Genomic DNA, 18,925 nt, shown 5'->3' on the forward strand with positions numbered 1-18,925 from the left:
GGTGATCGTCGAGATCGACCGCGAGCCCGCGCAGGGCAAGGTTTCGGCGCCAGGCGCCGCGGCGACCGAGGGCAAGCCATTGGCGGAGGCGGTCTGATGCTGGTCATGATTGCCGAAAATGACGGGCTGCACCGCACCTTCGCGCGGCGCACCGTCGAGCAATTGTGGCCCGGCGACGTCGAGGTGATCGAAGCCGGCGACGGCGAGGACGCCATCAACCTCGCGGCCGAGCGGCAGCCGCCGCATGTCGTGCTCGACCTGCAATTGCCCAAGGCGACGGGCATCGAGGTGGCCCGCGCCATCTGGAGCCGGCGCGCCGGCACGCATATCCTGTTCTGGTCGAATTTCGCCGACGAGGCTTATGTGCGGGGCGTGGCGCGTATCGTGCCGCCGGGATCGGTCTATGGCTATGTGCTGAAGTCGGCGACCGAAGAAGGCATGCGCTCGGCGCTGCGCGGCGTGTTCAGCGAGGGGCATTGCATCATCGACCGCGAGATCCGCGGCATCCAGCATCGCGTCCAGGACCGGTTCGAAGGCATCACCGACGGCGAATATGAAAGCCTGATCGACATAGCGCTCGGCCTCACCGACCGGGCGATCGCGGCCCGGCGCGGCCTGTCGATCCGCGGCGCGCAGAGCCGCATCAAGCATGTCTACGACAAGCTGGGCATCGTGCCACCGGACGAGGGCGCCGGCGAGGCGTCGGTCTTCAATTCGCGCACCCGCGCGATCTATCTCGCCATGGCGCGCGGCCTGATCAACATAGACGCGCTGCGGCGCGAGCAGGAACAGCTCGACGCCTGGCTGGCGCAGGCGACGCCGTTACAGGAGTAGCGACCTTGAACAGCTGCCGACTGTGCAAAACCACAGTCGGCGCTGCGCTTAGACCCGTATCGCCCTGGCTGCGTCCCGACTAGGCTTTTGTCTGACAAGAACAAGAATGTCGGGCAAAAACAAGAATACCGGGAGGTGCCCATGCCGTTCGTCAGCATACGGATACTCGAGGGCCATTCGCAAAAGCGCAAGAACGAGATCTCGCGCCGCATCACCGAGGCGATCAGCGAAGTCGCCGAGTTGCCCAAGGAAGCGATCTGGGTGGTCATCGAGGATGTGCCGGGCAGCGACTGGTTCGTCGGCGGCACGCCGGTGCGAGAGCCAAAGGGCTCGTAATGTCGATCTCGGCGCGCGCCCGTCATTCCGGCTTCGACGACGTCGTCGGCGATGCGGCGATGGAGCGGCTGGCCACCGGCTACGGCTTCATCGAAGGGCCGGTCTGGCATCCTTACGAGAAATGGCTGGTCTTTTCCGACATTCCGCAAAGCCGCATGTACCGGCGCGGCGCCTCCGGCGAGATCGAGCTGTTCCGTGAGCCCAGCCACAAGGCCAACGGCAACACGCTCGACCGGCAGGGGCGGCTGCTGACTTGCGAGCATGCAACCAGCCGTGTCACCCGCGCCGAACCGAACGGCGCGACGACGGTTCTTGCCACCCATCACCAGGGCAAGCAGCTCAACAGTCCGAACGACATCGTCGTCGCCACCGGAGGCTCGATCTATTTCACCGATCCGACTTATGGCCGGGTGGAGTACTACGGCGTGCCGAGGCCGCAGGAGCTGGCGTTCCAGGGCGTCTACCGGATCGACGGCGACGGCGCGCGGCTGACGCTCCTTGTTGACGATTTCGTGCAGCCCAATGGGCTCTGCTTCTCGCTCGATGAATCGAGGCTCTTCGTCAACGACACCGAGCGCGGCCACATCAGGGTGTTCGGCGTCGAAGCGAATGGCGACCTCAATGGCGGCGCGGTATGGGCGGTGACGGAGGGCGACGAGCCGGGCGCGCCGGACGGCATGAAGATCGACAGCCGCGGCAACCTCTATTGCACCGGCCCCGGCGGCATCCATGTCTTCGACGCCTCCGGCGAGCTTCTCGGCGTCATTCCAACGCCCGAAGACTGTGCCAATTTCACCTTCGGCGACGAGGACCTAAGGAGTCTCTACATCGCCGCGTCGACCTCGCTTTACCGGCTGAGGGTACGTGTGCCGGGACTGAGGCTGTTTTGAGCGGGAGCGCTCGGATCGGATTGGAGTGAAGCCGGCCGCAGGGCCGATGGACGTGCAGCAGTCAACACATCTGGGAGGATAATGACATGAAGAAACTACTGGTCTTGAGCGCTCTTGCAGCCATGCTCGCCTCGGGCACCGCGCTTGCCGACACGAGCGGCAAGAAGATCGCCTTCTCCAACAATTACGCCGGCAACTCGTGGCGCCAGGCGATGCTCGACAGCTACGGCATCGTCACCAAGAAGGCGGTCGACGACAAGGTGGTGGCGGCGGCGGATGTCTTCACCACCGCCGACAAGGAAGTGCCGACGCAGGCAGCGCAGGTGCAGAACCTGATCCTGCAGGGCTATGACGCGATCGTTATCAACGCCGCCTCGCCCGATGCGCTTAACGGCGCCATCAAGCAGGCCTGCGATGCCGGCATCGTGGTCGTCTCCTTCGACGGCACCGTGACCGAGCCTTGCGCCTACCGCGTCGTCGTCGACTTCAAGGACATGGGCAAGCAGGAAGTCGAGCAGATGGCCAAGTTCCAGCCGAAGGGCGGCAATTTGCTGGAGATCCGCGGCCTTGCCGGCACCTCGATCGACGATGCGATCCATGCCGGCATCCTCGAAGGCGTCGCCGCCCATCCCGAGTTCAAGATCGTCGGCTCGGTGACCGGCGACTGGGACCAGACCACGGCGCAGAAAGCGGTGGCGACCATCCTGCCTTCGCTCCCCGACGTCGTCGGCATCGTCGATCAGGGCGGCGACGGCTATGGCGCCGCGCAAGCCTTCGCCGCCGCCGGAAAGCCGCGCCCGACCATCATCATGGGCAACCGCCAGGACGAGCTGAAGTGGTGGAAGGAGCAGAAGGAGAAGGACGGCTACAAGACCTGGTCCGCCTCGATCGCGCCCGGCGTATCGACGCTCGCCTTCTGGGTGGCACAGCAGGTGCTCGACGGCCGCAAGGACATTCCGCACGATCTGCTGGTGCCCTATCTCGCCTTCACCCAGGACGATTTCGAGGCCGCGCTGCCGAAGATCAAGGAAGGCGGCGTCGCCACCCACGAATACACACAGGAAGACGCCATCGCGGCCATCAAGGCCAACATCAAGCAATAGCGGCGCGACCGTTGCCAGCCGCATCGCCAAACGGGTAACGTTGAGGATGCTCCAGGCTATTGCAGATATCGTCAGGCTGGACGGCGCCGAAAAGCATTTCGGCGCCGTCCGGGCGCTTAACGGCGTCGACTTCCACGTCGGCGCCGGCGAATGCGTCGGACTGGTCGGGCATAACGGCGCCGGCAAGTCGACGCTCATGCATATGGTGGCGGGAACGCTGCGGCCGGACGGCGGGCAGATCGCGGTGCGCGGCAATGCGGAAGCGAGCTATTCCGTGGCGCGCGCGCTCGAGCTCGGCATTCGATGCGTCTTCCAGGAGCTGTCGCTCTGCCCCAACCTCAGCGTCGCCGAAAACACGCGCATCAACCATCCCGCGCTCGCCGGCTTCGGCTGGCGGCGCAAGGCCGCCGACCTCATCCAGACCAAGCTCGACGAGATCTTTCCGGACCACGGCATCTCGGCGGACGACGTCGCCGGCGACCTTTCGATCGGGCGGCGGCAAATGGTCGAGGTGGCGCGCGCCTTCACGCTGACCCGCGAGCCGCTGCATCTGGTCATCCTCGACGAGCCGACCTCCTCGCTCGATGCGCACACGGCCGGCCAGTTGCTCGCCTTCGTGCGCCGATTCGTCACCTCGGGCGGCAGCTGCATCCTGATCTCGCACGTGCTGGGCGAAGTGCTGCAGAACGCCGACCGCATCGTGGTGATGCGCGACGGCAAGGTGGTCGCGGCCGATGCCGCCGGCGCGTTCGATCGCGACAAGCTGGTCGCCGCCATGGGTGGCGCCGAAGGACATCAAAAGGCCGCCGCCGAAACCACGAAAACCGAGGTCGGCGCGCTCAGGGTGCGGGCGCGCCCGGCACGGCAGCAGGACGGCAAGGAGCTTGTCGCCCGCGCGGGCGAGATCATCGGGCTCGCGGGGCTCGCCGGTCACGGCCAGACGGATCTCTTGCTTGCCATCTTCTCGGCGGCTTCGCGCGCCAAGGCGGGCGTCGAGGTGACCGCGCCGGTGGCGCTGGTCGCCGGCGACCGGCAGGCGGACGGCATCTTCGCGCAATGGTCGATCGCGCAGAACATCGGCATCCGCTCGCTTCAGCGCCTGCGCAACGGGCTTTTGATCTCGCCGCAGCGCGAGGCGGAGTTCGCCGACTTCTGGAAGAAGAAGATCGGCATCCGCACGCCCGACATGAACAACAACATTTTCTCGCTGTCGGGCGGCAATCAGCAGAAGGCGCTGTTTGCCCGCGCGCTCGGCTCCGACGCCGAGATCGTGCTGATGGACGATCCGATGCGCGGCGTCGACATCGGCACCAAGCTCGAAGTCTACGACCTCGTGCGCGAGGAAGCCGCCAAGGGCCGCACCTTCCTCTGGTACACCACCGAGACCGAAGAGCTCGACAATTGCGACCAGGTCTATGTCTTCAAGAACGGCCGGATCGTCGCCAATCTCGGCCGTGACGAGCTGACGGAGGAGAAAATCATCCAATCCTCGTTCGGCGATGCGGCCTGAGATGACGGCGATCGTTCCCGGCACGGTGCCGAAATCCTCGCCGCGCGGCAGTGGGGCCAGGGCGCGCATGCTGCGCAGCCTTTTGCCGGCGCTGTCGCTGGCGCTGGTGCTGATCGCCATCGCCTGGCTCAACCCGCGCGCCATCAGCTATTTCGGCTTCAACCTAATGCTGAACCTGGCGATCCCGATCGCGCTGGCGACGATCGCGCAGATGTTCGTCATCGCCGGCAACGAGCTCGATCTGTCGATCGGCACCTTTGTCGGCTTCGTCGGCTGCGTCACCGCAACCTGGCTCAGGGATGCTCCCCTCATCGGCGTCGCGGTGCTTCTTGGCTCGATCGGCGTCTACGCGCTGCTCGGCGCGCTGATCCATCTGCGCAACCTGCCCTCGATCGTGGTGACGCTCGGCATGAGCTTCGTCTGGCAGGGGCTCGCCATCCTCATCCTGCCGAAACCCGGCGGCAAGGCGCCCGACTGGCTGCTGGCGATCATGTCCTTCAAGCCGCCTTACATCCCGTTCCCGATCCTGGCGGCGCTGATCATCGCAGCTGTTGTGCATTTCGGCCTGATGCGCACCTCCTACGGCGTGATCCTGCGCGGTTCCGGCGGCAACGCCGCGGCGCTCAGGCGCGCCGGCTGGTCGCTGCTTCGCACCAAGATCGTGCTGTTCGCGCTGACCGGCCTGTTCGGCGTGCTGTCCGGCATGGCGCTGATCGGCATCACCACCTCTGCCGATGCCAATATCGGTAACGGCTACACGCTGCTGTCGATCGCCGGCGTCATCCTCGGCGGCGGCGAGTTCGTCGGCGGCCGGGTGTCGCCGATCGGCGCCGTCATCGGCGCGCTGACGCTGGCTTTGGCCGCCTCGCCTCTTCTGACCTTCATGCACATCCCGCCCGACTGGCAGGTCGCCGCCAACGGCGCGATCCTGATCATCGTGCTGGCGGCGCGGGTGCTGATCAGCCGCAGGGAGAGATGAGCCATGGCCTCTGTGCGGATGCTCTTCGAAAAACCTTGGCTCTGGTCCTTTGTCGGCGCTCTTTTGGTGTGGGCGGCGACCGTTTCCTTCACCGGCGGCTACGGCGCCGGCGGCATGGTTACGGCGGCGCTTTCGCTGGCCGTCTTCACCGTCATCGTCGGCGTCGGCCAGATGTTCGTCATCACGCTGGGGCCGGGCAATGTCGACCTGTCGCTGCCGGCCAATATCGGACTGGCGAGCGCCGTGGCGATGAAGGTCATGGGCGGCAGCGATTCCATGATCCTCGTCGGGCTGCTTGCGGCGCTTGCCTGCGGCGCTGCGATCGGCGCCATCAACTACCTGCTGATCTGGGCGCTCAGGATCCCGCCGATCATCGCGACGCTGTCGGCGAGCTTCATCATCCAGTCGGTCGACATCAGCTATGGCCGCGGCCTGCAGATCAAGCCGCCGCCTGGCTTTGCCGATTTCACCAACTGGCAGGTCCTCGGCATTCCGGCGCTGGCGATCCTGACGGTGCTGTTCACCATTGGCGCGGCGCTCGCGCTGCAGCGCATGATCTATGGCCGCTCGGTGCTGGCGATCGGCCAGAACATCCGCGCCGCCTGGCTCGCCGGTGTCCACGTCGGCCGCATCCGCTTCCTCACCTACACACTGTGCGGCGCGCTGGGCGGCATCGACGGCGCGTTGCTTGCGGGCTACTTCCGCGGCGCCAATGTCGATATCGGCAACGAATATCTGCTCGCCTCGATCGCGGTGGTCGTCATCGGCGGCACCTCGGTCGCCGGCGGCAAGGCCAACGTGCCGGGTGTGTGGGGCGCCGGGCTGTTCCTGGTGCTTTTGCTCACCATGCTCAACACCTTCGGCGTCAGCGCCGGGGTGCGGCTGGTTCTGACCGGGCTGATCATCGTCGGGGTGATTACGGCGGCCGGTGGGGAGAAGGCTGTGCGCTGACGATATTCAGGTGATGCCGGCCTGCAAATGGCGGCTTCCTGCGCTTCCGGTGCTCACGTACTTCAAGTACGTTCCGCTCCGGCTCTCGGATGCCACCATTTTCGACTCGGCCTGACCTGAATATCGGCGGAGCTCGTCAGAGCGTTTGGTGTTGCCTTTCTTCAGCGCGCTGTCGCTGCCTGTCTGGACAAGCATTGTGCCAGCGCAACATCCGGTTTCCATTCGCGGCGCAGCCTAGTAAACCCTTCCGCGATCGCAACCGATCTCGGGAGGTCCGCTTGTCCAGTTCTGCCAGCGTCGCGAACGAGAATGGCGTGGCGGTGGTCACCATCGACAATCCGCCGGTCAATGCGCTGAGCTTTCATGTCCGCAAGCCGCTCTATGAGGCGCTCGTCGCGCTGCGTGACGATCCCGCCGTCAGTGCAATCGTCATCGCCTGCGCTGGACGCCCCTTTGTCGCCGGCGCCGACATCACCGAGTTCGGCAAGCCGGTCGAGCAGCTGCGCGCCATCGTCGCCTTGCTGGAAACCATCGCCAAGCCGACGGTCGCAGCCATCCATGGCACGGCGCTCGGCGGCGGGCTGGAGCTGGCACTCGGCTGCCATTTTCGCGTCGCCGACCAAGACGCCAAGCTCGGCCTGCCGGAAGTGAAGCTCGGCCTACTGCCGGGCGGCGGCGGCACGGTGCGCCTGCCGCGCCTGGTAGGCGCCGCGAAGGCGCTCGGCATGATCGTCTCGGGAACGCCGATTTCGGCCGGCGAAGCAGAGGCGGCAGGACTGGTCGATGCGGTGCTTGATGGCGATCTGCTGGCAGAAGCAATTCGTTTCGCTAGCGAAATGGCTATTAGCGGCGGGCCGTTCATCGCCGTCCGCGACCGCAATGATCGTCTGGCCGAAACCGATCTCGCAGCCTTCGACGTCCATGCGGCCGATCTTGCCAGGAAGGCGCGCGGGCTGGAGGCGCCAATCGCCTGTGCCGGGGCCGCGCGCAATGCGATCACCTTGCCTTTCGACGAAGCGCTGGCGGCCGAGCGCCGGCTTTTCCTCAAGCTTGTTGCCGGCGACCAGTCGCGCGCGCAGCGGTATCTGTTCTTCGCCGAGCGCGAGGCGGCGAAGGTGCCCGGCAGGGATCTGCACAAGCGCAAGATTGCCCGCGTCGGCGTCATCGGCGCCGGCACGATGGGCGGCGGTATCGCCATGGCTTTCGCCAATGGCGGCTTTCCGGTGACCCTGCTGGAGACGAGTGCCGAGGCGCTGCAGCGCGGGCTGGCGACGATCGAGAAGAATTATGCCGTGTCGGTCAGTCGCGGCTCGCTCAGCGAAGAGGCCAAGCAGCAGCGGCTCGGCCTGTTCAAGGGCAGCATCGACTATGCCGACCTTGCAGAATGCGACCTGATCATCGAGGCGGTGTTCGAGGATATGGCGGTCAAGAAAGACGTGTTCGGCAAGCTGGATGCAGTTGCCAAGCCCGGCGCCATCCTCGCCACCAACACCTCCTATCTAGACGTCAACGAGATCGCCGCTTCGATTTCCCGGCCGCAGGACATGCTCGGCATGCATTTCTTCTCGCCGGCCAATGTCATGAAGCTCTTGGAGATCGTGCGCGCCGAAAAGACTGCGCCCGATGTGCTGGCGACAGTGGTCGATCTGGCGCGACGCATCGGCAAGGCGGCGGTCGTCGTCGGCGTCTGCCATGGCTTCGTCGGCAACCGCATGCTGTCCGCGCGCGGCGCCGAGAACGAGTTCCTGCTGCTGGAGGGCGCAACGCCCAGCAAGATCGACAAGGCCTTCACCGACTTCGGCTGGCCGATGGGGCCGTTCCAGATGGGCGATCTCGCCGGCCTCGACATCGGCTGGCGCAACCGCAAGGCGCGCGGCCAGACGGCGGTGATTGCCGATACGCTGTGCGAGCAAGGGCGCTTCGGCCAGAAGACCGGGCGCGGCTGGTATCGCTACGAAAGCGGCTCGCGCGAACCGGTGGCCGATCCCGAAGTCGAGGCGCTGATCCTCGCCAAGGCGGCAGAGCAAGACGTCGAAGCGCGCGCGATCGGCGCGGAAGAAATCATCGAACGCACGCTCTATCCCCTGGTCAACGAGGGCGCGAGGATCCTGGCGGAAGGCATCGCAGCGCGGGCGTCCGATATCGATGTCGTCTGGGCGAACGGCTACGGCTTTCCCGTCGGCAAGGGAGGGCCGATGTTCTGGGCCGGGCTCGACGGCGCGGCCAGGATCGTCGAGCGGCTGGAGTATTGGCACCGGCAAACCGGCCGGGCGATTTTCGAACCGGCGCCACTGCTGAGGAGGTTTGCGGAGAAGGGGAACTGGGAGGGTGTTGTCGGTAGGCCGGCCTAACCCCTTGCTTCGTCATTCCAGGGCGAAGCGAAGTGTAGACCCTGGAATCCATGCCGTTACATCAAACCGAGAATGCGACGGTGCAGAACGAGCGCCGGCGCTGCCCTCGCTAGTTCTGCACCATTGCGGCGCTCGAACGTTACGGCATGGATCCTCGGGTTTGCGCTGCGTCGCTACGCTCCCTGCTCCGCCCGTGGATGACGAACGCGGCGGCGACAAAGCCAAATTTGACCATGTGGACAAAACTCAGGCGCCGTTCCATAGTCTTGGCGTCTGACATTTATTGAACGGCCGGCTCGACACGGCCGTCGAACAGAGGGGAACTTCAATGGAAAACGATCATAACAAAACGAAGCGCGCCGGCCTGTCGCGGCGCAACGTGCTGGAACTCGGCAAGCTGGGGCTGGCGGCGGCCGCGCTGCCGAATGCCGCCTTCGCCAAGGACAAGAAGCTGAAGGTGGCGGCGATCTTCGCCACGCCGATCGAGGAGCCGTGGGACAACCAGATCCATGTCGCCTTGCAGAAGGCCGAGAAGGAACTGGGCATCGAGTACAAATGGTCGGAGAAGGTGCAGACCGCCGACTTCAGCCGCGTGATGCGCGAATATGCGCAGGGCGGCTACCAGCTGGTGCTGGGCGATGCTTTCGCGGCCGAGCGCGAATCGCGCCGCACGGCAAAACAGTTCCCGAAGACGGCGTGGCTGTTCGGTTCCGGCGCCGGGCCGGCGGAACCGAATTTCGGCGTCTTCGACAACTGGATCCATGAGCCCGCCTATCTCTCCGGCATGATCGCCGGCAAGATGTCGAAGTCGGGCACGGTGGGTGCGGTCGCAGCGATGGGCATTCCGGAAGTGAACCGGCTGGTCAACGCCTTCTTCGCCGGCGCCAAAGAGGTCAACCCGAACGTCAAGAAGAAGGTCGCCTTCATCGGCTCCTTCTTCGATCCGCCGAAGGCCAAGGAAGCGGCGGTGGCGCAGATCGATGCCGGCGTCGACGTCATCTATGCGGAGCGCTTCGGCGTCATCGAGGCGGCGGTGGAGAAGAAGATTCTTGCCATCTCCAACATGTCCGACCAGTCGAGCCTCGGCCCCGACACGGTCGTCACCGGCCCGGTCTGGGACATGTATCCGACGGTCGAGCAGGCGATCAAGCTGGTCAAGGCCGGCGTCTTCACCGCGCAGGACTATGGCGACTTTTCGCGCATGGCCAAGGGCGGCTCCTATCTCGCGCCTTACCACAAGTTCGACAAGACGCTGCCGGCCGAGGTCAAGGACCTGGTCGAGAAGAAGAAGGCCGAGATTCTGGAAGGCAATTTCCGCGTCGACGTCGACGAGAACACGCCGGTTTCGGATTGAGCGCGGCTACCCCTCCCCCTTGAGGGGAGGGGTAGCCCGCAGGGTCGGGAGGGGGCGCCCGCGACGCGCTCCATCTTCAAAATCAACGTCGAGGCGGTTGAGGCGAAGCTTCGCTCGGCACCCTCCCCTCGAGGGGGAGGGGTATCAGCGCAGGAGCATCCCCTTGTCCGCCCCCCTCATCGAAATGCGCGGCATCACCAAGAGCTTCGGCGCCGTCAAGGCGAACGAGACCGTCGATCTCAGCGTGGCGCCCGGCGAGATCCTCGGCCTGCTCGGCGAGAACGGCGCCGGCAAGACGACGCTGATGAACGTGCTGTTCGGCGCCTATGCGCCGGACGCCGGCGAGATCCTGGTCGAAGGCAGGCCGGTCGCCATCCACAGTTCGGCCGATGCCTTGGCCGCCGGCATCGGCATGGTGCACCAGCATTTCCATCTGGCGCCGCGCCTGACGGTGCTGGAAAACCTTTTGATAGGCATTCCCGGCAAATCCGGTCGCATCGACCGCTCCGGCGGGCTGGCGCGGCTCAAGGAGATCGGCCGTCGGCACGGCTTGAGTCTCGCCCCCGACCTGCCGGTCTCGGCGCTGTCGGTCGGCGAGCAGCAGCGGCTCGAAATCATCAAGGCGTTGTTTCGCGGCGCGAAGCTTTTGATCCTCGACGAGCCGACGGCGGTGCTGGCGCCGAGCGAGGTCGACGGCCTGTTCGCCGCGCTGCGCTCGATGGTGGGCCAAGGGCTCGGCATCATCTTCATCTCGCACAAGCTGAACGAAGTCAGGGCGCTCACCCATCGCTGCGTGGTGCTCAGGCACGGCAAGGTCGCCGGCCGCGTCGATCATCCGGCCAGCACGACGTCGGCCGAGATGGCCAAGCTGATGTGCGGCCACGAAATCGCGCCGCCGGCGAAGGGGGCGTCGACGCCCGGCGCCTCCGTGTTGACGCTGGACGGCATCTCCACGGTCGGTCATGGCGGCACGCCGCTGCGCGAGGTGTCGCTCGTGGTCCGAGCGGGCGAGATACTCGGCATCGCCGGCGTTTCCGGCAACGGCCAGCGGGCGCTTGCCGATGTGATCTCCGGCATGCTGCCGCCAAAGACCGGTACGATGACGATAGCCGGCAAAGCGGTTGCGCAATTCTCGCCGCGCGAGCTGCAGGCGCTCGGGCTCGGCCGCATCCCGGAGGACCGGATGACGACCGGGCTGGTCACCAACCTGCCGCTCGCCGATTCCATGGTGCTGCCGCGCATCGGCACCGAGGCCTTCAGCCGCAAAGGCCTGCTCGATCCCGCCGCGATCCGCGCCTTCGCCGAAGAACAGATCAAGGCCTATGACATACGCTGCCCGGGGCCGATGGCGCGCGCCGGCGCGCTTTCCGGCGGCAACCTGCAGAAGGCGCTGCTGGCACGCGAGCTCGCCTTCGACCCAAAGGTGCTGATCGTCTCGCAGCCGACACGCGGTCTCGACATCGGCGCCGCCCGCTTCATTCACGAGAAGTTTCTGGCAATGCGCGCCAAGGGCTGCGGCATCATCGTCATAGGCGAGGATCTCGAAGAATTGCTGATGCTCTCGGACCGCATCGCGGTGATGTATGAGGGCTGCATCGCCGGCACGCTTTCTGGTGCTGACGCCACTGTCGCAAGGCTCGGCCTGATGATGACCGGCGCGGAGGGGCACGCCTGATGTTTCGTCTCGAAGCCCGCACCTCCACACCCGCCTGGTTCAATCTCGCGCTGCCGCTGCTGGCCATCGCGGTCGCGCTGGTTTTGTGCAGCGGCCTCATCGCCGTAGCAGGCGCCGGTGTTATCGAAGCCTACGGTGTGATGCTGTCGGCCTCGCTCGGCGACAGCTACGCCATCACCGAGACGCTGGTGCGGGCCGCGCCGATGATCTTCACCGGCCTCGCGGTGGCAATCGCCTTCCGCGCCAAGTTCTGGAACATCGGCGCCGAAGGCCAGCTGCTGGCCGGCGCGGTGGCAAGCTGCGCCGTCGGCGCGATCCCGATGCCGGGTTACCTCGCCATGCTTCTGATGGCGCTGGCGGGTGCGGCCGCCGGCGCCGTCGTGGCGCTCGTTCCGGCGACGCTGCGCGTAAAATTCAAGGTCGACGACGTGGTGAGCTCGCTGCTGCTCAACTCGGTGATCTATTATGCGCTGATGGCGCTGATCGAGGGACCGTGGAAGGACACGTTCAGCGGCTATCCGCTCTCGCCGCCCATCGAGGATTCCGCCAATTTCCCGGTGCTGATCGAGGGCACGCGGCTGCATCTCGGCGTCGTCGTGGCGCTGATTGCAGCACCCCTTTGCTGGTTCCTGATCGCGCGCACCACGCTCGGCTTCCGGATCCGCGTCACCGGCGAGAACCCGGAAGCGGCACGCTATGGCGGCATCAACGTGCAGCGCGTGCTGCTTTCCACCGCGCTGCTCTCCGGCGCGCTGGCTGGGCTCGCCGGCGTCGGTGAGGTCGGCGGCGTGCACTTCCAGGTGATGAGCGACATCTCGCCGGGCTACGGCTACTCCGGCATCGTCGTCGCGATGCTCGCCCGCCTCAATCCGCTCGGCGTGGTGCCGGCGGCGATCTTCCTTGCCGCTGTCATGACTGGCGCCGAGGCGATGTCGCGCGCAACCGGCGTGCCGGCTTTTCTGAGCGACGTCATCCAAGGCACGGCGCTGCTCGCCATGCTGGTGGCGTTGCTCTTCACCGCCTATCGCATCCGCCGCGTGGGAGCGTCGGCATGAGCGCGGTGTTCGAGCAGATCTTCCAGGTCGGCTTCCTGGCCGCCATCATCCGCATCGCGACGCCGCTCGCCTTCGCCACACTCGGCGAAATGTTCTCCGAGCGCGCAGGCGTGCTCAACCTCGGCATCGAAGGCATCATGCTGTTGTCGGCCATGGCCGGCTTTACCGCCGCCAGCCTCAGCGGCAGCCTGTGGCTGGGCGTGCTGGTTGCCGTGCTTGTCGGCGCGCTGATGGGGGCGCTGCACGCGCTGTTCACGGTGGCGCTCGGCCTCAGCCAGCATGTCTGCGGCATCGGCGTGACGCTGTTCTCATCCGGCCTTGCCTATTTCCTCTACAGGCTGATCTTCGGCCAGCAGTCGGTGCCGCCGAGCATCGACGGCTTCAAGCCCGTGCCGATCCCGATCCTTTCGGACATCCCGATCCTCGGCCCGGCGGTGTTCAACCAGTTCACGCTGGTCTATCTGGCAATCGTCGCCATCCCGCTTGCCGCCTTCGTGCTCTACCGCACGCCCTGGGGTCTGTCGGTGCGCATGGTCGGCGAAAACCCGCGTGCCGCCGATTCGGCCGGCGTCAGCGTGATTGCCACCCGCTTCCAGGCGGTGATCCTTGGCGGCGCGCTGATGGGGCTTGCCGGCGCCTTCCTCACCATGGCGCAGTTCAACGCTTTCACCTTCGGCGTGGTGTCGGGCCGCGGCTGGGTGGCGATCGCGCTGGTCGTGTTCGGCCGCTGGGATCCGTGGCGCTCGGCAGGCGCGGCGCTGCTCTTCGCTTTCGTCGACGCGCTGCAGCTCAGGATGCAGGCGAGCGGACTCGGGCATATCCCCTATGAGGCGTTCCTGATGCTGCCCTTCATCTTCACCATCATCGCCATGGCCTTCATGTCGCGCAATGCGGTTGCGCCGTCGGCGCTGTTGAAGCCATTCCGGCGGGAAGAACGGTAGAGCAAGCAAAGCTTGGGTTCCTCTCCCCCGCTTCGCGGGGGCGAGGAACCTAGATTCTGCAAAGCTTCAGATCGCCGTGAAGGCGTTGTCGACGAAGAGATGCGCGCCATTGACGAAGCTCGATTCGTCGCTGGCCAGGAACAGCGCGGCCTTCGCCACTTCCTCAGGTTCGCCGATGCGGCCCTGCTGCGCGGCCATGGCGGCATCGGAAACATCGACGCCGAGCTTGCCGAGGTCCGCCACCTCGCGCAGGCCGTGCGGCGTACGGATGAAGCCGGGGCAGACGGCATTGCAGCGGATGTTGCGGTCGCGGAACTCCACCGCGATGGCGCGCGCGAACATGTGGCAGGCGCCTTTGGTGGTGTCGTAGAGCACTTCGTTCGGCGTCGCCGCCACCGCCGAGATGGACGAGGTGCAGACGATCGAGCCGCCGCCGGCGGCGATCATGCCAGGCAGCACCGCGCGCGTCATCAGGAACATCGAACGCACGTTGACCGCATGCAGCCAGTCCCATTCCTTGAGCGTCGTCTCCAGGAAGGGCTTTATCACGATCGTACCGGCGTGGTTGAACAGCACGGTGACCGGGCCGAATTTTTCGGCCGCTGCCTTCGCCGCCGCTTCGACCTGGGCTTCATCCGAGACGTCGGCCACGAAATGCTCGGCGACGTGGCCGCGGTCGCGGATCGCCGCAGCGGTCTTGCCGGCCGCCTCGCCGTTGCGGTCGATGATCGCCACCTTGGCGCCTTCGGCAGCAAACAGCTCGGAAGCCGCTCCGCCCATGCCCGTCGCGCCTCCCGAGATGATCGCGACCTTGCCCGCCAGCCTTCCACCCATTTTCTCCGTCCTGTTCCGAGGTCCTTTTTCGTTCGGGGCAGATGCTACCGCCGACGCTCGGCATGGCCAAGCCTTGTCGAACAAAGGGCTTTTTGGCGTCGGGAGGCTGCTTGGACCGGCGGATCGCAGCTCAGTCAAAGTCGGCGTCGCATGGGTTGACGATCGGACCCTCTCCTCTGGAAGGGCAAGAAAAACCACCTATTGGCCGGTTCTGAGAATGTGGTTTCAAAAATTACCCGAAAATAGCAATCGACAAAGTATACTAACTTTATAGATTAATGGCCGAGACGGAGGCTCGACCATGACCTACATGCAAAATGCTCAGCGCAAGGGCCAGAGGCTGACCGCCGACCAGAGCTGGAGGCCCGCCTATGGCGGCACCTTCGCCTATCTCGTTTTCGCGCTGGCGTTCGTGTTCACCGGCGCGGTGGTGCTCGGGATCATACCCTGACCGCATCGGGACGAGGTCCCGCAAGACAAAAAAACCGAGTCGAGTGATTGGAGTTGAAACTGGCCGCGTGCCGGCGCGCTGTCGTGCGCCTGCGCATGAATTTCAATTCGAGGGTTTCGAAGCGGGGCGACCAACGTGATGGAGGCGATGGCAATGCCGATCGAGTTCACGCATGTTCCCGGTAAGCCTGCCAATGGCAGCTTCTTCTATGATTTCGCCGAGACCGCGACCAAGCTGTCGCTGATCGAGGATGCGGGCTTCCGCAAGCTGGTGGTCGACGACCCGGCCGGCCTGCTCACCAATATGGATATCGCCGCCCAGACGCTCGACCGCACGGCGTCGCTGGAAGTCGCGCTGACGCACTGGGCCGGCGTGATCGAGCCGACGGTGGCGGCAAGGCAGCTTGCGGCGCTCGACGCCAAGAGCGGCGGCCGCCTGTCGCTTCGGATGCTGAGCGAGCCGCTCGAGGACAGCGACGCCGAGGCGCGGCCCGTCGGCCACAGCGTGGTGTGGCAGCGCATCGACGAATATCTGGTGCTGTTGAAGCGCCTTTGGTCGAACGACAAGCCTTTCGATCACGAAGGCGCCTTCTACAGCGTCAGAGGCGGTTACGTGCCGCGCAAGGGCCCGCATGGCGCCGACCTGACGATCCGTCTCGGCGGGCAGTCCGGCACCGCGCTGAAGGTCGCCGGCAGGCACGCCGACATCTTCGAGCTGGCGGCAGGCTCGCCGGACGAAGTCGCGCAGTTGATGCAGCGTGTGCGCAGCGCCGCCGCCGAGCATGGTCGTGCCGGCAAGCTGCGCTTCGCGCTTCCCGCCCGCATTCGCCCCGAAGGCTGGTCGGGCGCCTCCGACCACAAGGCGGTCGAGGTCGCGGGGCCGCCGGCACGGCTTGCACTCTCGCTGCTGCCCTACGCAGCGCTCGGCATCGAGGAATACATGATCGGCGGCATCGACCGTTCCAGTGAGATTGCCCGGATCGGCCGCGAGACGGTCACGCTGATCGCGAATTCGCTGGCGCGGCGCGAAGCCGACACTCCGCCGCCAGAAACGTTTGCGTCGCGCTCTTTTACCGAGGCACAGCTCCGCTGAGATTTCAGATCGAGGTGAGACCGCCGGCGCGGCCGTCGGTCTCATCAAGGATCGACGGACGATGGTGGCTGCGGGGCATAGTCGACGCCGTCCATGACATAGTCCGCGAAGAGGAAATCGCGGATGCCGGCGATCCGGCCATTCTCCCAATCGATGAGGATGAAGTAGCGCGGCGGCCCGTCCGGACGATCCGGGCTGGTGACCAGGATGGCGGGCCGGCCTTCGACGAGGCCGGTGGTGAAGTGCCAGTGCGTCTCGTCGGAATAACGGCCAAAATAATTGCCGACATATTCCTTGCCTTCGGCGCGAAGCCGATTGACCAGTTCCAGCTTCACGTCGTAGGCAAGCAGGCCGCGCAAGGCGTCGAAATCCCGGGCGTTGAAGGCCGCGACATAGTCGCCGAGGCGCCGCATATCCTCTCGGTTGAGGGTCGGGCGCGACGATGCCGCCCGTGGCGCGGCGGCGAGCTTGCGCAGGCTCTCGCGACCTCGCTGCAGCGCGCCCTTGATTGCCGTTTCGGTGGTTTCGAGGATCTCGCCGATCTCCTCGAGGCTGTGGCCGAGCACATCCTTCAGAACGACAGTGCATCGCTGTGCCGGCGGCAATTGCATCAGCTCGGCAAGGCTCGCCTCGGCGGCGATACGCGCATCGATGGGGGAATCTTCGTCGGCGATCGCATCGATCTCGACCTCGCTTTCGCTCATCCGCGAACGGGTCCGCTTGCGCAGGAAATCAAGCGCTGAATTGTGCGCGATGCGAAACAGCCAGGACTCGGTCTTTTCGGGCATATCTCCATTCCTGATCGCCACGAAAGCTTTGGCCAAAGCCTCCTGGACGATGTCCTCGCCATCGATGACCGATCCCACCATCCGCGAGCAATAGCGGTGCAACCGGGCTCTCAAGCCGGCGGCTTCGCGCTCGAAAGCGCGAAGCCTGGCCTCGGTCGTCGCAACGGGATGGTCATGCGAACCGGTCACGCAGCCTCCTAGTTCTCCACGCCAGCCGTATGGGAATAGCTGGTGTGGCCCATCACGCTCTCGCCCGTTCCAAGCTCGAGAATCGTCTTCATGTAATCGGCGAAGCGGGGATCGCTCCGGAAGGCGGCGATGTCTTCGGCCGAGCGCCATTGCGAGATGTTGACCACCTTGCTGCCGTCGCCGCCGACGACCACGGACGAGGCCAGCGAGCCCGGCTGCTTGCTGAAGAAGTTCCGCGTCCCTTCGGCAAGCACCCTTGCGAGGTCCTGCTGCTTGCCGGACGTGGCGGTAAAGACATTGATCAAGGTCACTGCGGTCGACATGGCTTGGCTCCGTTTGTCCTGGCGGCGGAGGCCGTGGTGGCTTCCGCGATCGTCACAACCGCCAAGACGAACGCGATGCCGGGAACGGAACGGTGCATGCAAAAAAATTGTGGCCAACAGATCTTGCGGTGGCGTGATCTCGACTTCAACCCGTTCCCGCCGCGAGCCGCGATAGCGCAGCAATAACAGCCTCCGAGTCCGTCAGCGCGCCGAACACGCCATCCTCGACCGTCACCATGTGTAGCGCGGCCTCGTGCGCTTTTTGGTCGCCGCTGGCGCAGGCGTCCGCGATCGTCAGGCACTGGAAATTGCGGTCGCAGGCCTCGCGCAAGGTAGTGTGGACGCAGACATCGGTCGTGCAGCCGGTGAACAGGAGATGCGCGATGCCGCGCGCCCTCAGGATCAGTTCCAGATCCGTATAGGTGAAGGCGCCGTTGCAGGTCTTGTCGACGACGATGTCTTGCGGTTTGACCTCTATGTCGGAAACGATCTGGAAGCCCGGGCTGGAGCGCAGCAGGATGTCGGTGCCGTCAAGTCCGGCCCGTTTGCGGCGCCATTTCTCGTAAGGCGTCATGTCGGCCATGTCGGCGCGGTAGCCTTGCCTGGTGTGGACGATGGTCAGGCCGGCGGCGCGGGCGATCGCAATCAGCCGGTTCACGGCCGGCAGGATCGCCCTCAGCGGCGAGGGATCATAGCCTTTCCTGGCGAAGTACCCCGTCGGCGACAGGAAGTCCTCCTGCAGGTCGATCACGAGCAAGGCGGTGTTCTGCGGCACCAGCCGGCCGTCATAGGGGAAGTCGAACGGGGTCGCCTTGATCATCGCCTGCTGCCTCGATTTGCCGACCGGCATGGTGGCCCAGCGACGGCGTCGTCGTCCAGACCTCACGGTGTCGCCGGGCCGTCGATCGGGCGGCTCGGAGATTTGTTGATCAAGAAAGTCACCTTTAGAGTTGACTAGAAAGCTCATGTTTTCTAGTCAACCAGCGTTGGCCGCCTGGCGAGGCAGCGGCCGCTTGGGAGACGGATGTTGACCGGAGCAGGTGCCCAGACAGCCTTTCATGTCGAAGCGGTCAGCTTTGCCGTCGGCGAGCGCACGCTGCTCGGGCCAGTCTCGTTCGAACTGCAGCGCTCGCGGGTCTATGGGCTGATCGGTCACAACGGTTCCGGCAAGTCGACGCTGGTCAAGCTTCTGGCGCGGCAGCAGCCAGCGAGCTCGGGCGACATCCGCTTCGCCGAGCGCCCGCTCGGCGGCTGGGGCGCGCGCGAGCT

At 65.4% G+C, this 18,925-nt stretch carries 19 protein-coding genes; 15 read left to right on the forward strand and 4 right to left on the reverse strand.

What is annotated here, in order from left to right; genetic code table 11:
* The first annotated feature begins 96 nt into the window (after nucleotides 1-96).
* The 12 genes from DH10_RS34730 to DH10_RS34785 all read left to right on the forward strand — a co-directional run bounded on the left by DH10_RS34730 (nucleotide 97) and on the right by DH10_RS34785 (nucleotide 13,979).
* Nucleotides 97-834 (forward strand): response regulator transcription factor, encoded by a 738-nt coding sequence (locus DH10_RS34730; protein ID WP_192255998.1) that lies wholly within the window; start codon nucleotides 97-99, stop codon nucleotides 832-834.
* A 141-nt stretch (nucleotides 835-975) separates the two neighbouring features.
* Nucleotides 976-1,170, forward strand: a complete 195-nt coding sequence (locus DH10_RS34735) for a tautomerase family protein (RefSeq protein WP_192256000.1) — start codon at nucleotides 976-978, stop codon at nucleotides 1,168-1,170.
* On the forward strand, nucleotides 1,170-2,060 hold the full coding sequence (locus tag DH10_RS34740; RefSeq protein ID WP_192256002.1) for an SMP-30/gluconolactonase/LRE family protein: 891 nt from the start codon (nucleotides 1,170-1,172) through the stop codon (nucleotides 2,058-2,060). The genes DH10_RS34735 and DH10_RS34740 overlap by 1 nt, the downstream gene beginning before the upstream one ends.
* An 86-nt stretch (nucleotides 2,061-2,146) precedes the next feature.
* Complete coding sequence (locus DH10_RS34745) at nucleotides 2,147-3,163, forward strand: ABC transporter substrate-binding protein (RefSeq protein WP_192256004.1); 1,017 nt, start codon at nucleotides 2,147-2,149, stop codon at nucleotides 3,161-3,163.
* 46 nt (nucleotides 3,164-3,209) lie between these two features.
* Nucleotides 3,210-4,673, forward strand: coding sequence for a sugar ABC transporter ATP-binding protein (locus DH10_RS34750; protein WP_192256005.1), 1,464 nt, complete (start codon nucleotides 3,210-3,212; stop codon nucleotides 4,671-4,673).
* A gap of 1 nt (nucleotide 4,674) precedes the next feature.
* Nucleotides 4,675-5,652 carry an ABC transporter permease gene (locus DH10_RS34755; RefSeq protein WP_192256006.1) on the forward strand — a complete coding sequence of 326 codons (978 nt, stop codon included), beginning with the start codon at nucleotides 4,675-4,677 and terminating at the stop codon, nucleotides 5,650-5,652.
* A gap of 3 nt (nucleotides 5,653-5,655) precedes the next feature.
* Nucleotides 5,656-6,603, forward strand: coding sequence for an ABC transporter permease (locus DH10_RS34760; protein ID WP_192256007.1), 948 nt, complete (start codon nucleotides 5,656-5,658; stop codon nucleotides 6,601-6,603).
* A gap of 278 nt (nucleotides 6,604-6,881) precedes the next feature.
* A complete protein-coding gene (locus tag DH10_RS34765; protein WP_192385879.1) occupies nucleotides 6,882-8,954 on the forward strand; it encodes a 3-hydroxyacyl-CoA dehydrogenase NAD-binding domain-containing protein in 2,073 nt (690 codons plus the stop codon).
* A 328-nt stretch (nucleotides 8,955-9,282) separates the two neighbouring features.
* Nucleotides 9,283-10,308, forward strand: coding sequence for a BMP family protein (locus tag DH10_RS34770; protein ID WP_192256009.1), 1,026 nt, complete (start codon nucleotides 9,283-9,285; stop codon nucleotides 10,306-10,308).
* 163 nt (nucleotides 10,309-10,471) lie between these two features.
* Nucleotides 10,472-11,983: an ABC transporter ATP-binding protein gene (locus tag DH10_RS34775; RefSeq protein WP_192256010.1), complete on the forward strand. Its 1,512-nt coding sequence runs from the start codon at nucleotides 10,472-10,474 to the stop codon at nucleotides 11,981-11,983.
* Nucleotides 11,983-13,038 (forward strand): ABC transporter permease, encoded by a 1,056-nt coding sequence (locus tag DH10_RS34780; RefSeq protein WP_192385880.1) that lies wholly within the window; start codon nucleotides 11,983-11,985, stop codon nucleotides 13,036-13,038. Before DH10_RS34775 ends, DH10_RS34780 begins: the two co-directional genes overlap by 1 nt.
* Nucleotides 13,035-13,979, forward strand: coding sequence for an ABC transporter permease (locus DH10_RS34785; protein WP_192256013.1), 945 nt, complete (start codon nucleotides 13,035-13,037; stop codon nucleotides 13,977-13,979). The genes DH10_RS34780 and DH10_RS34785 overlap by 4 nt, the downstream gene beginning before the upstream one ends.
* A gap of 66 nt (nucleotides 13,980-14,045) precedes the next feature.
* Here the strand turns inward: DH10_RS34785 and DH10_RS34790 are convergent, their stop codons facing one another.
* Complete coding sequence (locus tag DH10_RS34790; protein WP_192256015.1) at nucleotides 14,046-14,813, reverse strand: SDR family NAD(P)-dependent oxidoreductase; 768 nt, start codon at nucleotides 14,811-14,813, stop codon at nucleotides 14,046-14,048.
* A gap of 301 nt (nucleotides 14,814-15,114) precedes the next feature.
* Here DH10_RS34790 and DH10_RS34795 point away from each other — a divergent pair, with 301 nt between their 5' ends.
* Both DH10_RS34795 and DH10_RS34800 read left to right on the forward strand, forming a co-directional pair.
* Nucleotides 15,115-15,264, forward strand: a complete 150-nt coding sequence (locus DH10_RS34795; protein WP_082953811.1) for a hypothetical protein — start codon at nucleotides 15,115-15,117, stop codon at nucleotides 15,262-15,264.
* Between the two features lie 153 nt (nucleotides 15,265-15,417).
* The gene (locus DH10_RS34800) at nucleotides 15,418-16,356 is read left to right on the forward strand and encodes an LLM class flavin-dependent oxidoreductase (protein WP_192256016.1); all 939 of its coding nucleotides are present in this window, start codon (nucleotides 15,418-15,420) and stop codon (nucleotides 16,354-16,356) included.
* 44 nt (nucleotides 16,357-16,400) lie between these two features.
* Here DH10_RS34800 and DH10_RS34805 read toward each other — a convergent pair whose 3' ends face one another.
* The 3 genes from DH10_RS34805 to DH10_RS34810 are packed head-to-tail and all read right to left on the reverse strand — an operon-like array spanning nucleotide 16,401 to nucleotide 18,476.
* Nucleotides 16,401-17,333 carry a sigma-70 family RNA polymerase sigma factor gene (locus DH10_RS34805; RefSeq protein ID WP_312891332.1) on the reverse strand — a complete coding sequence of 311 codons (933 nt, stop codon included), beginning with the start codon at nucleotides 17,331-17,333 and terminating at the stop codon, nucleotides 16,401-16,403.
* An 8-nt stretch (nucleotides 17,334-17,341) separates the two neighbouring features.
* Complete coding sequence (locus DH10_RS37465) at nucleotides 17,342-17,839, reverse strand: antibiotic biosynthesis monooxygenase family protein (RefSeq protein ID WP_246506537.1); 498 nt, start codon at nucleotides 17,837-17,839, stop codon at nucleotides 17,342-17,344.
* Entirely contained in the window at nucleotides 17,802-18,476 is a 675-nt protein-coding gene (locus DH10_RS34810) for a cysteine hydrolase family protein (RefSeq protein ID WP_192256018.1), read from the reverse strand. Before DH10_RS34810 ends, DH10_RS37465 begins: the two co-directional genes overlap by 38 nt.
* Before the next feature lie 207 nt (nucleotides 18,477-18,683).
* Between DH10_RS34810 and DH10_RS34815 the strand changes: the two genes are divergently transcribed.
* Nucleotides 18,684-18,925 (forward strand): ATP-binding cassette domain-containing protein (locus tag DH10_RS34815; RefSeq protein ID WP_425515396.1); only part of this gene is annotated, 242 nt, incomplete at its 3' end.

Source organism: Mesorhizobium silamurunense (assembly GCF_014843825.1).
Taxonomy (GTDB): domain Bacteria; phylum Pseudomonadota; class Alphaproteobacteria; order Rhizobiales; family Rhizobiaceae; genus Mesorhizobium; species Mesorhizobium silamurunense.

Excerpts from the sequence above, each read along its gene's own strand:
- DH10_RS34730 (WP_192255998.1), top strand. The coding sequence starts at position 97 with ATGCTGGTCATGATTGCCGAAAATGACGGGCTGCACCGCACCTTCGCG.
- DH10_RS34735 (WP_192256000.1), top strand. The coding sequence starts at position 976 with ATGCCGTTCGTCAGCATACGGATACTCGAGGGCCATTCGCAAAAGCGC.
- DH10_RS34740 (WP_192256002.1), top strand. The coding sequence starts at position 1,170 with ATGTCGATCTCGGCGCGCGCCCGTCATTCCGGCTTCGACGACGTCGTC.
- DH10_RS34745 (WP_192256004.1), top strand. The coding sequence starts at position 2,147 with ATGAAGAAACTACTGGTCTTGAGCGCTCTTGCAGCCATGCTCGCCTCG.
- DH10_RS34750 (WP_192256005.1), top strand. The coding sequence starts at position 3,210 with ATGCTCCAGGCTATTGCAGATATCGTCAGGCTGGACGGCGCCGAAAAG.
- DH10_RS34755 (WP_192256006.1), top strand. The coding sequence starts at position 4,675 with ATGACGGCGATCGTTCCCGGCACGGTGCCGAAATCCTCGCCGCGCGGC.
- DH10_RS34760 (WP_192256007.1), top strand. The coding sequence starts at position 5,656 with ATGGCCTCTGTGCGGATGCTCTTCGAAAAACCTTGGCTCTGGTCCTTT.
- DH10_RS34770 (WP_192256009.1), top strand. The coding sequence starts at position 9,283 with ATGGAAAACGATCATAACAAAACGAAGCGCGCCGGCCTGTCGCGGCGC.
- DH10_RS34780 (WP_192385880.1), top strand. The coding sequence starts at position 11,983 with ATGTTTCGTCTCGAAGCCCGCACCTCCACACCCGCCTGGTTCAATCTC.
- DH10_RS34785 (WP_192256013.1), top strand. The coding sequence starts at position 13,035 with ATGAGCGCGGTGTTCGAGCAGATCTTCCAGGTCGGCTTCCTGGCCGCC.
- DH10_RS34790 (WP_192256015.1), bottom strand. The coding sequence starts at position 14,813 with ATGGGTGGAAGGCTGGCGGGCAAGGTCGCGATCATCTCGGGAGGCGCG.
- DH10_RS34795 (WP_082953811.1), top strand. The coding sequence starts at position 15,115 with ATGACCTACATGCAAAATGCTCAGCGCAAGGGCCAGAGGCTGACCGCC.
- DH10_RS34800 (WP_192256016.1), top strand. The coding sequence starts at position 15,418 with ATGCCGATCGAGTTCACGCATGTTCCCGGTAAGCCTGCCAATGGCAGC.
- DH10_RS34810 (WP_192256018.1), bottom strand. The coding sequence starts at position 18,476 with ATGATCAAGGCGACCCCGTTCGACTTCCCCTATGACGGCCGGCTGGTG.